The organism is Synechococcus sp. A18-25c (assembly GCF_014280035.1).
Taxonomy (GTDB): Bacteria; Cyanobacteriota; Cyanobacteriia; order PCC-6307; family Cyanobiaceae; genus Synechococcus_C.
Genome location: NZ_CP047957.1, coordinates 829007 through 842020 on the forward strand (window position 1 = coordinate 829007; position 13014 = coordinate 842020).

Annotated in this window: 13 protein-coding genes; 7 read left to right on the forward strand and 6 right to left on the reverse strand. The window is 61.1% G+C overall.

Translation table 11 applies throughout. The annotated features are described in order from the left end of the window. Nucleotides 1-23 precede the first annotated feature (23 nt). From topA to SynA1825c_RS04505, 5 genes are read left to right on the forward strand one after another with little or no spacing between them, the layout of a single operon-like run. Nucleotides 24-2741: a type I DNA topoisomerase gene (topA, locus tag SynA1825c_RS04485; RefSeq protein ID WP_186471020.1), complete on the forward strand. Its 2718-nt coding sequence runs from the start codon at nucleotides 24-26 to the stop codon at nucleotides 2739-2741. Beyond that, nucleotides 2741-3289: a hypothetical protein gene (locus SynA1825c_RS04490; RefSeq protein WP_186470461.1), complete on the forward strand. Its 549-nt coding sequence runs from the start codon at nucleotides 2741-2743 to the stop codon at nucleotides 3287-3289. Before topA ends, SynA1825c_RS04490 begins: the two co-directional genes overlap by 1 nt. Continuing rightward, a complete protein-coding gene (locus tag SynA1825c_RS04495; RefSeq protein WP_186470462.1) occupies nucleotides 3289-3933 on the forward strand; it encodes a DUF2232 domain-containing protein in 645 nt (214 codons plus the stop codon). Before SynA1825c_RS04490 ends, SynA1825c_RS04495 begins: the two co-directional genes overlap by 1 nt. After that, nucleotides 3905-5107, forward strand: coding sequence for a nicotinate-nucleotide--dimethylbenzimidazole phosphoribosyltransferase (locus tag SynA1825c_RS04500; RefSeq protein ID WP_186470463.1), 1203 nt, complete (start codon nucleotides 3905-3907; stop codon nucleotides 5105-5107). Before SynA1825c_RS04495 ends, SynA1825c_RS04500 begins: the two co-directional genes overlap by 29 nt. Before the next feature lie 9 nt (nucleotides 5108-5116). After that, entirely contained in the window at nucleotides 5117-6127 is a 1011-nt protein-coding gene (locus tag SynA1825c_RS04505) for an ABC transporter substrate-binding protein (protein WP_186470464.1), read from the forward strand. On the opposite strand, the gene SynA1825c_RS04510 is transcribed toward SynA1825c_RS04505, so the two are convergent. Both SynA1825c_RS04510 and SynA1825c_RS04515 read right to left on the reverse strand, forming a co-directional pair. Next, complete coding sequence (locus tag SynA1825c_RS04510) at nucleotides 6116-7249, reverse strand: aldo/keto reductase (RefSeq protein ID WP_186471021.1); 1134 nt, start codon at nucleotides 7247-7249, stop codon at nucleotides 6116-6118. The genes SynA1825c_RS04505 and SynA1825c_RS04510 overlap by 12 nt on opposite strands. Before the next feature lie 14 nt (nucleotides 7250-7263). Continuing rightward, nucleotides 7264-7839 carry a bifunctional nuclease family protein gene (locus tag SynA1825c_RS04515; RefSeq protein WP_186471022.1) on the reverse strand — a complete coding sequence of 192 codons (576 nt, stop codon included), beginning with the start codon at nucleotides 7837-7839 and terminating at the stop codon, nucleotides 7264-7266. 65 nt (nucleotides 7840-7904) lie between these two features. Here SynA1825c_RS04515 and SynA1825c_RS04520 point away from each other — a divergent pair, with 65 nt between their 5' ends. Both SynA1825c_RS04520 and SynA1825c_RS04525 read left to right on the forward strand, forming a co-directional pair. Continuing rightward, entirely contained in the window at nucleotides 7905-8552 is a 648-nt protein-coding gene (locus SynA1825c_RS04520) for a riboflavin synthase (protein WP_186470465.1), read from the forward strand. Nucleotides 8553-8625: 73 nt separating this feature from the next. After that, nucleotides 8626-9216 (forward strand): HdeD family acid-resistance protein, encoded by a 591-nt coding sequence (locus tag SynA1825c_RS04525; protein WP_186470466.1) that lies wholly within the window; start codon nucleotides 8626-8628, stop codon nucleotides 9214-9216. 53 nt (nucleotides 9217-9269) lie between these two features. Here SynA1825c_RS04525 and SynA1825c_RS04530 read toward each other — a convergent pair whose 3' ends face one another. The 4 genes from SynA1825c_RS04530 to SynA1825c_RS04545 all read right to left on the reverse strand — a co-directional run bounded on the left by SynA1825c_RS04530 (nucleotide 9270) and on the right by SynA1825c_RS04545 (nucleotide 12829). Beyond that, nucleotides 9270-9635, reverse strand: coding sequence for an AbrB family transcriptional regulator (locus tag SynA1825c_RS04530; RefSeq protein WP_186471023.1), 366 nt, complete (start codon nucleotides 9633-9635; stop codon nucleotides 9270-9272). A 94-nt stretch (nucleotides 9636-9729) separates the two neighbouring features. After that, nucleotides 9730-10329: a cytochrome c oxidase subunit 3 gene (locus SynA1825c_RS04535; RefSeq protein WP_186470467.1), complete on the reverse strand. Its 600-nt coding sequence runs from the start codon at nucleotides 10327-10329 to the stop codon at nucleotides 9730-9732. After that, complete coding sequence (ctaD, locus tag SynA1825c_RS04540) at nucleotides 10326-11996, reverse strand: cytochrome c oxidase subunit I (protein ID WP_186470468.1); 1671 nt, start codon at nucleotides 11994-11996, stop codon at nucleotides 10326-10328. The genes SynA1825c_RS04535 and ctaD overlap by 4 nt, the downstream gene beginning before the upstream one ends. Further along, complete coding sequence (locus tag SynA1825c_RS04545) at nucleotides 11993-12829, reverse strand: cytochrome c oxidase subunit II (protein WP_186470469.1); 837 nt, start codon at nucleotides 12827-12829, stop codon at nucleotides 11993-11995. The genes ctaD and SynA1825c_RS04545 overlap by 4 nt, the downstream gene beginning before the upstream one ends. Between the last annotated feature and the right edge of the window lie 185 nt (nucleotides 12830-13014).

Genomic DNA, 13014 nt, shown 5'->3' on the forward strand with positions numbered 1-13014 from the left:
GGGTGACGGTTACCTGCCCCCCTTTGGCGCACACCCTGGTCATCGTTGAGAGCCCCACCAAGGCCCGCACCATCCGTGGATTCCTCCCCAAGGACTTCCGAGTGGAGGCCTCGATGGGACATGTGCGCGACCTTCCCAACAACGCGAGTGAGATTCCTGCTGCTCAAAAGGGGCAAAAGTGGGCCAATCTCGGCGTCAACACGGAAGCAGACTTCGAGCCCCTATACGTGGTTCCGAAGGACAAAAAAAAGACTGTGAAAGAGCTGAAGGATGCGCTCAAGGGTGCCGATCAGCTGCTTCTGGCAACGGATGAAGACCGGGAGGGAGAAAGCATCAGCTGGCATCTGCTGCAGCTGTTAGCGCCGAAGGTGCCGGTGAAGCGCATGGTGTTTCACGAGATCACCAAAGAGGCCATCGGTCGCGCGCTTGAGCAGACCCGGGAGCTCGACATGGAGCTGGTCCACGCCCAGGAAACGCGCCGCATTCTCGACCGACTGGTCGGATACACCCTCTCGCCGCTGTTGTGGAAGAAAGTGGCCTGGGGGCTCTCGGCCGGGCGGGTGCAGTCGGTGGCCGTGCGTTTGCTGGTGCAGCGCGAACGGGCTCGGCGTGCGTTCCGCAGTGGCAGCTACTGGGACTTGAAGGCGGCTCTTGAGCAGTCCGGCACGCGTTTCGATGCCAAGCTCACCCATCTCGAAGGGCAACGGATCGCCACCGGCAATGACTTCGACGAGAGCACAGGTGGACTGAAGGAGGGCAGCAAGGTCCGATTGCTGAGTGAGGGCGATGCCCGCACGCTGTCAGAAGCTGTGAAAGCCGCCGCCTGGGCTGTCACCACGGTGGAGGAGAAGCCCACGGTGCGCAGGCCCGTGCCGCCGTTCACCACCAGCACCCTGCAGCAGGAATCCAACAGAAAGCTGCGTCTGTCGGCGCGCGAGACCATGCGGTGTGCACAAGGTCTCTATGAGCGTGGCTTCATCACCTACATGCGCACTGATTCGGTGCATCTCTCCGACCAAGCCATCAGTGCGGCCCGTAGCTGCGTGGAGTCCCGCTACGGCAAGGAGTATCTGAGCAAAGCCCCTCGGCAGTTCAGCACAAAAGCTCGCAATGCGCAGGAGGCTCATGAGGCGATTCGCCCTGCCGGTGAGAGCTTCCGTGCTCCCCAGGAGACCGGACTCGATGGCCGGGATTTAGCCCTCTACGAATTGATCTGGAAACGCACGGTGGCGAGCCAGATGGCCGAGGCGCGCCTCACCATGCTGTCGGTGGATCTCAGTGCTGCGGAGGCCGTGTTCCGCGCTAGTGGCAAGCGAATTGATTTTCCCGGATTCTTCCGTGCTTACGTCGAGGGCAGCGACGATCCCGATGCTGCGCTGGAGGGCCAGGAAGTGCTGCTGCCGGCCTTGAAGGTTGGTGATGCTCCCAACCTTCAAGAGGTGGAAGCGCTCGGTCATCAAACTCAGCCACCGGCCCGTTTTTCCGAAGCTTCCCTCGTGAAGATGCTCGAGAAGGAAGGCATCGGCCGGCCATCCACCTATGCGTCCATTATCGGCACGATCGTGGATCGCGGGTACGCCTCTCTCCTCAACAACTCACTCACTCCGAGCTTCACGGCCTTTGCGGTGACGGCGCTCCTGGAGGAGCATTTCCCCGATCTCGTCGACACCTCCTTCACGGCCCGAATGGAGAACACGCTGGATGAGATCTCCCATGGCAAGGTGCAGTGGCTGCCTTACCTGGAAGGTTTCTACAAAGGCGATGAGGGCCTGGAGTCCCAGGTGCACCAACGGGAAGGTGACATCGACCCGGGGGCATCACGCACCATCGATCTCGAGGGTCTTCCCTGCGTGGTCCGCATCGGCCGTTTCGGTGCCTACCTGGAGGCGAAACGTGTCGGTGACGATGGCGAAGAGGAGCTGATCAAGGCCACTCTTCCCCGCGAGATCACTCCTGCCGATCTTGATCAAGAGCAGGCCGAACTCATTTTGAAGCAGAAGGCCGATGGGCCTGAAGCTCTTGGCGAAGATCCCGAAACCGGTGATCTGGTTTATCTGCTGTTCGGTCAGTACGGCCCCTATGTGCAGCGGGGTCAGGTCAGCGACGACAACCCCAAGCCCAAGCGCGCTTCGCTGCCGAAGGGCGTCAAACCCGAGGATCTCAGTCTTGACGATGCGCTGGGCTTACTCCGCTTACCCCGTCTGCTTGGTGAGCACCCTGATGGCGGCAGGGTGCAGGCCGGTCTCGGCCGTTTCGGGCCCTATGTGGTTTGGGACAAGGGCAAAGGGGAAAAGGATTACCGCTCCCTCAAGGGTGATGACGACGTGCTTGCCGTTGGACTCACCCGTGCCATTGAGCTGTTGGCCATGCCCAAGCGTGGCCGCGGCGGCCGCACGGCGCTCAAGGATCTGGGCAAGCCTGACGGCAGCGATGAGACCGTGCAGGTCTACGACGGTCCCTACGGGCTCTATGTGAAGCAGGGCAAGGTCAATGCCTCTTTACCTGAAGGCAAGGGGGCTGACGACATCACCCTGAAGGAGGCGGTGGAACTTCTTGCGGCCAAAGCGGCCACCAAAAAGAGCAGTCGCAAGTCGGCATCGGCGAAGAAGCCAGCCGCCAAGAAATCAACAGCGAAAAAGCCAGCGGCCAAGAAGCCTGCCGCCAAGAAGCCCCCGGCTACCACCAAATCGGGTCGGCTTCGCGCCAGTGCCGTGCGCGTGATCCGGCCCGCCGATTCCTGATGGACATCCGGCGGTTTTCTTCGGCGCTGCTGCCCCTGGTGGTGCTGCTTCAGGCGTGCTCCAGCACCCCGTTCGGTCAGCAGCTCTCTGAGAGTTTCGATGGGCAGACTGCTGCGGACGTGCCCACCGCTGCACCCTCCCAACCTGAACCGTCCCAATCCCAACAGGCCCAGGCCACGGAGTCGAAGGACGATGGGTCCGATCGCGCTGCTGAACAGGAGCCGCCGAAGGATCCAACCATTTCGGAACCTCAGCAAGTCAGCGCCGATCAGCCGGTACCAACCAAGGATGTTCAGCCAGCAGATGGCCAGCCAGCAGATGGTCAGCCAGCCGAAGCGCGCGCGGTGCCGGAGCGGACCCGTCCTTATCGGATCATCATTCGCTTGTCAGCTGCTGATCCAGCGGCACCGGCAGAGGGGGTCACGGAAGCTCTGCGGCGCGCGGGAATCGGTTTCGAGGTGGAAACGATTGAGAAAGTTCCTGCGCGAGAGCTGAATCCGTCCCCCAGCGCTCAGCCGTCCAGCACGCAGCGACAGCCCGCCTCCTGATGCCTCCAGCCCTCAGTCGTCGTCAGGCTCTGCGCATGATGGAGTCCTCTTACCTAGCGGCCGCGGCCGCGTTGATCTGGCTGGCTCTCTACTACCTGCCGGTTGGCGGTGCGTTGTTCCGGCTCGCCCTGCCGCTTCCGTTGGCCTTGCTGACAGTGCGTCGCGGCGGCCGCGCTGGTGTCGAGGGGCTTGCGGTGGCGATTCTGCTGCTGATCGCCCTAATGGGGCCCGTCCGCGGCCCCCTAATGCTCTTCCCCTACGGCTTGTTGTCGGTCTGGTTGGGCTGGTGCTGGTTGCATCGACGCAGCTGGTGGCTGAGCTGGGGCATCGGTCTGCTCGTCGGTGCGGCGGGCTTTCTGGTGAGGGTTGTGGCGCTGTCGTTGCTGGTGGGAGAAAACCTGTGGCTGGTCATCACCCGGGCTGGGGCTGGCCTGCTAGATCGCCTGCTGGATCTTTTGCAACTGCCCGTGGCTCCAGATCTGCTGCTCGTGCAGCTCATGGCTCTCGCACTCGTGCTGATCCAGCAGCTCGTGTATGTACTGGCGCTGCATGCTCTGGCTTACTGGATCTTCCCTCGGCTGCAGGCTCCTGTGCCTGAGCCGCCTCCGCTTCTGCATGGACTGGTTGCCCTCGATCCTCTCTGAACGGCTTGCGGCCAGCCAGCGGCTGACAGGCACGCCGGTTCCGGCTGCAGCGGCACCGTTCCTGCAGTCTTGGTGTGATCCATCCAGGCCTCTGCCGGATCTGTTGCTGCTGCTGGCTGGCACCAGAACCGCGGAAACCAATGGGATCTCTGCTGCTGGATGTACCCCAGAAGCCCGTCGCACCACGGCCCTCGCCGATGCGGAATTGCTGCTGAACGGACCGTCGGTGGCTCCGCGTTGGCCGCTGCCTCCTCTTCCTGCTGGTGTTTCACCGGCTCTCATCAGCTGGGTCATGTGTGATCAGCTTGGTCTTCATCCGCAGGTGGCGGCGCTAGGGCTGTCTTTGCCGCCACCGTTCGCCCATTTGCGCTGTGAGCCGCCTGAGTTCGGCCCGGCGGACTGCGTGTCCACGGGGCACGCCATGGAGCTCAAACGGGTGCGCCAGTTGCTGCAGCGTGGTCACCGGCTCGGCAGTCGATTGCGGCATCCGTTGCTTCTGGCGGAATGCGTCCCGGGCGGAACGACCACGGCCCTGGCGGTGCTGACCGGTCTAGGTCTGCCGGTGGACACCCTGGTGAGCGGCAGCGCCTTGCACCCCCCCATGACGCTCAAGCAGACCCTGGTTCGGCAAGGGCTTGCGTCATGTTCAACGGGCTCCGACGTTGACATTGGGGTGTTGCTGGCTGCAGTCGGTGATCCGTTTCAGGCCTTTGCGACGGGGCTGCTCCTCGGTGTAGTGGAGGCGGATCAGCCGGTGTTGCTCGCCGGGGGCAGCCAGATGGCTGCAGTGCTGGCCTTAGCACTTCAGGCCCTGCCGCCCTCTGCGCGCCAAGGCCTCTCCAACCAGGTGCTGTTGGGCACCACGGCTTGGCTGGCCGCTGAGTGTCTCCAGGCTTCAGCCGGCCCCTCATCACTGATGGTGTTGTTGCGCAACTTGGAGCAGCATTTCTCGGTGTCGTTGCAGGCTTATGCCGCCGGGCTGCGTTTCAGCAACAGCCAGCAGCCACGGTTGCGAGATTTTGAGCAAGGTCACGTGAAGGAGGGCGTCGGTGCGGGGGGGCTCACCCTTCTGGCCCAGTGGCGTGGTCTTCCGCTCAGTCGCCTGGGGATTGCCTGTGATCGTGCAGTGGATCAATTGCTGGCCCATGGACACCACAACCGGGCTGCCCCGTAGGTTCAAACCATGAAGGCTGCTGTCCCCCCAGAGTTCCCGCTGAATCGCCGTCGCTTTCTCCAGCTCGCTGCCCTCACCGCCGCAGCCGGTCTTAGTGGCTGCAGCCGCGGCAATGCTGTGCCCACCCTGAGAGCCTCAGCGGACACCCTGCCTGCACTCTGGCGTCGCCGTCTTCCCTCCCCCTGGGCGTTCTCTCCCTTCAGCAAGGCTGCTGAGGTTGCTGATGTTTGGCCTCCATCCACCGATCTCCTGGCTCTGACCGATGGTTGGTTAGCAGGTCTTGCGCCATCGCGGCTTCAGGCGATCGCCACATCTCCGCTTGAAAGCCAACTGGGTCGACTCGGCCAGCGGTTTCTGGCTGACACCCCCGAGGCCTGGTCGGGTCTGATGCTGCCGGTGGGATTCAGTCCCTGGGTGATGTTGATCCGCCGCGAAAGCGGCACTGCGCCGGATCTGGATGCAGGCTGGAACATCCTTTTGGACCCGGCGTTCGAGGGCAAGCTGCTGCTGCCATCCAGTCCAAGACTGTTGGTCTCTTTGGCGGATCGGATCAGCGGACCTGACCCGCTGCGTCGTCTCCGTGCTGCTGCACTCAGCTTTGACGACCGCTTTGCGTTGAACTGGTTGTTGCAGGGTGAAGCCCGGCTGGCGGTTCTGCCCTTGCAGCGCTGCATGGGTGCCCTGCAGCGCGATCCGCGTTTGATGGTCGTGCTGCCGCAGCAAGGGGCTCCTCTGCACTGGACGTTGCTGCTGCGACCGACGGGGACCGCCGAGCCAGTGCCGCAGGCTTGGGTGGAGGAAGCCTGGACCCCCCCGCTTCTGCCGCGGATGTTGTCTCAGGGTTGGATTCCACCTCTCCCAGCAGCCACGCTTGCTGCCGCCGCCAATCGGGTCCCCAGCCGCCTGCTGCCCGCTTTGCTGCCACCCGCGACGGTCTGGGATGCCTGCTGGACCTTGTTCCCCTTGGATCCTTCCCAGACGTTGCCGCTGCAGGTTCGCTGGAACGCTTCAGCCCCATAGACGTCGACGTGGTGCTGCGGCCAGTCGCTTGTGGGTGTCGGCCAAAAGCGCTGGAATGGCCAATTGATGGGGGCAGCGCGGCAGGCAGTCGCCGCAGGACTGACAGGCCTGGGCATTGATCGTTTCCCACCAGTGGCCAGCCCTGCCGATCAGGTTGTACCGCTCACTGGCGAATTCCATCAGCTCGTGACCGAGCGCCAGATTGCGAAGACGCAGCAGATCAGGGATGGGCACCGCATTGGGACAGGGCAAGCAGGCGCGACACTGCTCGCAGAGCTCGTCACCCAGTCGTTCTCGGCGCTGTTGATCCAAGCGCTCGATGGCCTGGCATTCCTCGGCCTGCAGGGGACCATCGTGTTGGCCGAGCGCGTGGGCCAACTCCAGGTCTGTGGCGTTTTGTGCTCCCACGGTGAGCGTGCTGATGCCTGCGGCCAGCAGATAGCGATAGGCAAGCTCCAGGGGTTGAAACGGGCGGCAGTCCTCAACCAATCGCGTGCTGGGAGCCTGAAGACGGCCGCCCTTGTCTGCGGGCGAAATTGCGAGCACACCCATCGTCTGCTGCAAAGCCAGCTGCGCCAGAGGCATGCGTGTGGGATCGAGTAGATGCAGATGCAGACAGCAGAAACGGAACCGTTGACTCTCGATCGCCTGATGGATCAGGGCATTCGAGCCGTGGCTGCTGAACCCCACCTGGCTCACTGTTCCGCTGTTCAGGGCCCAATCGATCAAGCGGGCGCCCTCGCCATGGAGGGCCCAGTTGAGATGGCTGTCCAGATTCAGCCCGTGAATCGCCAGGTTGTCGAGTCGCTCAATTCCGAGACGCTCAAGGCTTCCCCTCAGAGCGGCTCGACCCTCGTCAAGGCTGAGACCAGGCAACAGCTTGCTGGTGACGACCCAGCCATGGCCGGCCGGTTGGATCCCTTCGCTGTGCAGTTGCGTTAGGGCCTCACCCAGAAAGGATTCGGCGGGTCCATAGGCCGGGGCTGTTTCTAGATGGTTCACCCCCGCTGCATGGGCGGCCCGCAGCACCATGAGCATCTGATCGGGTGCCTGCAGCGCCCGCATCGTGCCCAGCGTGAACAGGCTCACCGGGGGACCATCACCGAAGGGGCGTTGCTGCATCGCTTTGATGCTGCTCAAGGGGGTGGGGTGTCGCTTTGAGAGTCGCGGGAATCGCCAGGGGGCCGGGATTCCAGGTGACGCACCAGTGCGGCGGGGCTCAGTTGATCCAGGAAGCGACGGAATTCGTCCCTGTCTTCCGCATCTGCCTCGGCATCCACGGCGATTGAGGCTTCGGCGACCACTTCCTCCAGCATCCAGATGCTGCTGCCGGTGCGGATGGCTAAGGCAATGGCATCACTGGGGCGCGCATCAATCTCCAACTGGTTGACGCTCTCTAGATCAACGCCAGTGGCATCGTCGCCGTCTGGCTCGTCGCCGAGCGGTTGCAGCCGCAGCACCGCGCGAAAGGTGCTGTCTTCAATGGCATGGATGATCACCCGTTCCAGTCGAAGACCGCCTGCTTCGAGCAGAGCGGCCATGAGGTCGTGGCTGAGCGGCCTGGGCTGTGGTGTGTCGTTGAGGCCGGCCATGATGTTGTGGGCCTGGGCCTGATCAATCCAGATCGGCACCTGACGGGTTCTGGATGGATCTCGCAGCAGCACGATCGGGCTGCGACTGCTGGCATCGAGGGCGATTCCCGCCACGCTCATCTCAACCAAGGACGGCTCCGCCGCTATATCGATTATGAACAGATGACAGGGCTGCAGAGGGGGAGATGTTCACGGGTTTGGTCCAGGCGGTGGGTCGCGTTGAGCGGCGCGGTCGAGCGTTGCTGGTGGAGGGCTGTTCGCCGTTCACCCCTTTAGCACTAGGTGACAGCGTGGCCGTGGACGGTGTCTGTCTGACGGTGGCGGAGCTGGTTGGAGATGGTTTTCTGGCGGATGTCAGCGAAGAGACCCTGCAGCGAACGATCCTGGGTGCGAAGGCTTCGCACGGTGCAGCGGTCAATCTCGAGCCAGCCCTGCGCCTCTCCGATCGTCTGGGCGGCCACCTGGTCAGCGGCCATGTGGATGGCATTGGTGAGGTGGTGGCTGTGGAGGCCTTGCCGCAGTCGTGGCACTTGGAATTGCGCTGGCGGGACCCGTCTTTCGGTCGCTACATCTGCGACAAAGCCAGTATCGCCGTGAATGGCATCAGTCTCACTGTGGCGGGCTGCGCCGAGCAGGGAGCCAGGTTCTGGGTTGCCGTGATTCCCCACACGTGGTCGGTCACAGCCTTGCGGCATCTACAAGTGGGGGATGCGGTGAATCTGGAAATCGACCTGTTGGCTCGGTATACGGAGCGATTGCTCGCGGCCACTTCACCCAAGCCGGAAGGTGCCGCTGTTACCACCGCCTGGCTGGCGGAGCATGGCTGGGGCTGAGGAACGATCACAAACGATGGCCGCTTGTGAAGGGTGTCAATAAGTTGCGGGAGTTGTTCAAGCTGAACCCTCGATGACTGGCGATGAGCGCCCTGACTCTCTGGGCACGTTCAAGGCTTTCACCATTGCCGAAGGCATCCTTCTAATTGTTCTGGGCATCCTCGCCCTGATCTTCCCCGTGATTGCCTCGTTCTGGACCATCGGAGTGATCGCCGTGTTGTTCCTCGTGGGCGGCGTGGTCGGCTGGATCAGCAATCTGGCGCGTTCCGGACGCATGGGGCGCTGGGTCTGCTTCTGGCGTCTGGTGGTCTCCACCCTTTTTCTGGTGGCGGGCGGCTCGATGATCAGCAACTTCCGGGATCCGGAGGAAGCGGCCGAGCAGGTGGTGACTTTTGCCCTGGCCATCGGCATCGTTTTCCTTGTTGAGGGACTGGTCGCCTTCTTCAACGGCCTTGCACACACCAACCGACCGGGTTCCGGCTGGGCGATCGCCAACGGTGTGATCACTTTCGTTCTGGGTTTGCTGATCGTGACCTTGAAGTTCTGGGGTCTGCTGTGGGTGCTCGGAACACTGGTAGGAATCAGTTTCCTGTTCAGCGGCCTCGAACTCATGATCTTCAGCTCAACCCTGCATGACGATCAGGATCCTCCAGCTGTGGCCTGATGGACCAACGCTCAGGGGAACTCAGGCAAAACCCATATGCCTGGGTTGCGAATTCACTCCGACGCCGGGGATTCCTCGAGGGGCAGGAGTGTGATCGTGCCTGAATCTTTGTTCAATTCAATCTTGAACTCCTGGCCAGGCACGAGGTCAAGTCGTCGCGTGTAAGCATGACCGATCAGTAGGTTGCCGTTGCCGTGAACGCGCGTGCGGAAATCGGCCTGACGTCCCCTTGGGCCGCCGCTGCCATTGCCGCTGCTGGAGGGCAGCTTGTAGCCCTTGGCTTCAACGAGCGCGCGGTAAAAGCTTTTGCGCAACAGCCGGCCACTGGGTCCGACGTAGCCGCAGCCACGGGCAATTTCGTCCTCAGGTCGGTTGCTGAGGGCCCGGGCCTTGTTCAGTAATTCCTCTCCAACCAGCATCTTTATCGGAAAAGACACATCAATTCTGGCTTCAGAGTGCAATCTGGGCAAGGAATCCATGGGGATTCCCTGCACAAAGCAAAGACGGTCTGTTTCAGATCAGGTAGAGAATCACGAACAGAATCACCCAGATGCCATCCACGAAGTGCCAATAGAGCTCGGCGGCTTCGAGGGGGAAATGATTGCTGGCGCTGATGCGTCCTGATGGGCTGCGGCATTGCCACCACACAATCAGGATCATCAAGGTCCCAAGGGTGACATGCAACCCATGAAATCCAGTCAGGGCATAAAAAGTGCTGGCGAAGAGATTGTCAGTGAGACCAAACGGCAAGGTGAAGTACTCCACCATCTGACTGGCCAGGAAGGCCAGGCCAAGGCCCGCTGTGAGCAGGAGCCAGAAACGGCATCGATCGTTTTCCTGTTGGCGCAGATTCGCTCCAGCGCGATGAAATGTGGCACTGCTCACCAGCAGGAGGATGGTGTTGAGGGTGGGCAGCGGCAGTTCAAGTTCGTAAATTGCACCTGGCAGGAGTGGATTGACCGCTTTGAAGGTGAGATAAGCGGCGAAGAATCCGGCGAAGGTCATGGCATCAGCCACCAGAAAGGTGGCCAGTCCGAACATGCGGTGATCGGGATGCTCCGCTGCATGCGGATCGTGATTGGTCAGGTCGTGATCCTGGGTGGTGATGGTCATTGGCCGCTGCTCCAGAGATCACTGCCGCTGGCAGAATTGAGGTCAATTTCATCGGCGGGAACCCCATAGCCATAGGGATGGGTCACCAGGGGCGGTTCGCCGGTCCAGTTCTCCACTGGTGGCGGTGAGGACGTCAGCCATTCCGGTGTGAGCGCTTTCCAGGGGTTATCCCCTGCGGGTGCTCCGGAGAACGCGCTGGCCACCACATTCCAGAGGAAAGGAAGCGTGCTGATGGCCATCAATAGGGCTCCCACGCTGCTGATCTGATTCACCAGAGCAAATTGAGGGTCGTATTCCGCCACGCGTCGGGGCATGCCATTAAGGCCAAGCCAGTGTTGAGGCGCGAAGCAGAGGTTGAAGCCGATGAACGTGATCAGGAAGTGAAAACGCCCCAGATGCTCGTTGAGCATGCGGCCAGTCACTTTGGGGTACCAGTGATAGATGGAGGCGAAGATCACAAACACCGATCCCCCATAGACGATGTAGTGAAAGTGGGCAACCACGAAGTAGGTGTCGTGGACATGCACATCGAAGGGCACTTGCGCCAGGGCGACGCCGGTGATGCCCCCCAAGACGAAATTCACGATGAATCCGCAGGAGAACAAAACAGCACTGTTCAGGCTGATCCGCCCGCCCCAGAGGGTGGCTAGCCAATTGAAGAATTTGATGCCCGTCGGTACGGCGATGAAGGCCGTAGCGATCGTGAAGAACAGGCGCATCCAGGGAGGAGTACCGCTGGTGAACATGTGGTGCGCCCAAACCACAAGGCCCAGCACCACAATCGCCATGATCGAATACACCATCGTCGCGTAACCGAACAAAGGTTTTCGGCAATGCACCGGCAGGATTTCACTGACGAGCCCGAAAGCCGGCAGCACCATGATGTAGACGGCAGGGTGTGAGTAGAACCAGAAAAGATGCTGATACACCACCACATTGCCCCCCAATCCAGGATTGAAAAATCCGGTGTGGGCCACGATGTCGAAGCTCAACATGATCAATGTGCCAGCCAGCACGGGCGTGGAGAGCACGACGAGAATGCTGGTGCCGAGCATGGCCCAGCAGTACATCGGCAACTGCATCAGTTTCAAACCGGGTCGGCGCAGTTTGAGAATGGTGGCGATGAAATTGATGCCTCCGAAAATGGAGCTTCCACCTAGTAGAAGCACACTCAAGATCCAGATGATTTGCCCAGTGGCCGGTGTGGTGATGCTGAGGGGGGGATAGGCCGTCCAACCCGATTGCGCCGCACCGGTGATGAAATAGCTGCTGATCAGCATCAGCCCTGCCGGAGGAATCAGCCAGAAGGCGACGGCATTCAGCCTGGGATAAGCCATGTCCCTCGCGCCGACGTAGAAGGGAATCAGATAGTTACCAAAGGCGCCATTCACCACCGGCACAATCCATAGAAAAATCATCACCGTGCCGTGCAAGGTGAGAATCTGGTTGTAGACATCTCTCGGCATGAAGTCCGAGATGGGGCTGAGCAGCTCAGTGCGAATGGCGCCGGCCATCGCCCCGCCGATCAGATAAAAAGCGAAGCCGCACACCAGGTACTGGAGGCCGATCACCTTGTGATCGACGCTGAAGCTGAAATAGCGCAGCCATCCACTGGGTTGCAGTGACGCTGACGACGGTGTGGATGGTGGGGGTGCGGTGATGGTCATGCTTCAGAAGGGGTGGTCTTGCTGTTGGCCTGCAGCCAGGTCTCGAAGTCATCGGCGCTGTCCACCACGACAGAGGAGCGCATGCCGCCGTGATAAGGCCCACAGAGCTCTGCGCAAACGATCGAATAAGTGCCAGGTCGGGTGGGTGTGAAGTCGAGAACCGTCGGTTGCCCAGGGATAACGTCCTGTTTCAGCCGGAACTCAGGGATCCAGAACGCATGGATCACATCCTTCGCTTCCATTGTCAGTGAGACAGGGCGATCGGCTGGGACGTGCAGCTCCCCGGAAATGAAGTCGCCTTCCGGGTAGTGGAACAGGAAAGCGAACTGCATCGCCGTGACCTCGATGGGAAACGGTGCGATGGCCGACGCCTTGGCCGTTTGGGAATCCTGTGTAGAGCCAATGCCTCCCCAGATCCGTTGCTCCGTCGCGCTGGCAGTCGCACTGACGGCTCCATGGTTGCCATGGCCAAGGGGAACCATGCCGCCCATGCGTTCGTAGATGTCGTAGCTGTAGAGCCCGACAAACAGAACAACGATCGCGGGAACTGCCGTCCAGAACACCTCGAGCGGCAGATTGCCTTCCAGGGCGATGCCATCACCGAGTTGGCCAGGACGTCTCCGGAAACGCACCAGACTGAACACAATCAACCCAACGATTCCGACGAAGAGAATCGTGCCAATGCTGAACAAAACACGAAATAACTCGTCGTAGATGGGCGCATTCACGCTTGCATCCACCGGCAAAAGATTCACGTTCTGGCCAATCCAAAGCCCCCCGAGAACGAGGAGCATTCCTAGGACAAGCGTGAGGATGGCTGAAGGAATAGGCACCCGAACTTTGATGGGGGCAACTTCAGGCTATGGAGGTTGGTTTCAATCACCACCTACTGATTGTTAAACCAGCCTGAAAATCTCTCGGCCTGGCTGACTTTCTCGAGGTTTGTGTCAGCAAAGTCGCATCACTCTCCTGATTCTGTTGTTGCAGTCGTGCACACATCGTGCCGTTTTGATTGAGA

What these genes read in the sequence shown, in the direction of transcription:
- SynA1825c_RS04505 (WP_186470464.1), top strand. Translation starts at nt 5,117, where the DNA reads ATGAAGGCTGCTGTCCCCCCAGAGTTCCCGCTGAATCGCCGTCGCTTT.
- SynA1825c_RS04525 (WP_186470466.1), top strand. Translation starts at nt 8,626, where the DNA reads ATGACTGGCGATGAGCGCCCTGACTCTCTGGGCACGTTCAAGGCTTTC.
- SynA1825c_RS04535 (WP_186470467.1), bottom strand. Translation starts at nt 10,329, where the DNA reads ATGACCATCACCACCCAGGATCACGACCTGACCAATCACGATCCGCAT.
- SynA1825c_RS04515 (WP_186471022.1), bottom strand. Translation starts at nt 7,839, where the DNA reads ATGAGCGTGGCGGGAATCGCCCTCGATGCCAGCAGTCGCAGCCCGATC.
- SynA1825c_RS04530 (WP_186471023.1), bottom strand. Translation starts at nt 9,635, where the DNA reads ATGCTGGTTGGAGAGGAATTACTGAACAAGGCCCGGGCCCTCAGCAAC.
- SynA1825c_RS04520 (WP_186470465.1), top strand. Translation starts at nt 7,905, where the DNA reads ATGTTCACGGGTTTGGTCCAGGCGGTGGGTCGCGTTGAGCGGCGCGGT.
- SynA1825c_RS04510 (WP_186471021.1), bottom strand. Translation starts at nt 7,249, where the DNA reads ATGCAGCAACGCCCCTTCGGTGATGGTCCCCCGGTGAGCCTGTTCACG.
- SynA1825c_RS04490 (WP_186470461.1), top strand. Translation starts at nt 2,741, where the DNA reads ATGGACATCCGGCGGTTTTCTTCGGCGCTGCTGCCCCTGGTGGTGCTG.
- SynA1825c_RS04495 (WP_186470462.1), top strand. Translation starts at nt 3,289, where the DNA reads ATGCCTCCAGCCCTCAGTCGTCGTCAGGCTCTGCGCATGATGGAGTCC.
- ctaD (WP_186470468.1), bottom strand. Translation starts at nt 11,996, where the DNA reads ATGACCATCACCGCACCCCCACCATCCACACCGTCGTCAGCGTCACTG.
- SynA1825c_RS04500 (WP_186470463.1), top strand. Translation starts at nt 3,905, where the DNA reads ATGGACTGGTTGCCCTCGATCCTCTCTGAACGGCTTGCGGCCAGCCAG.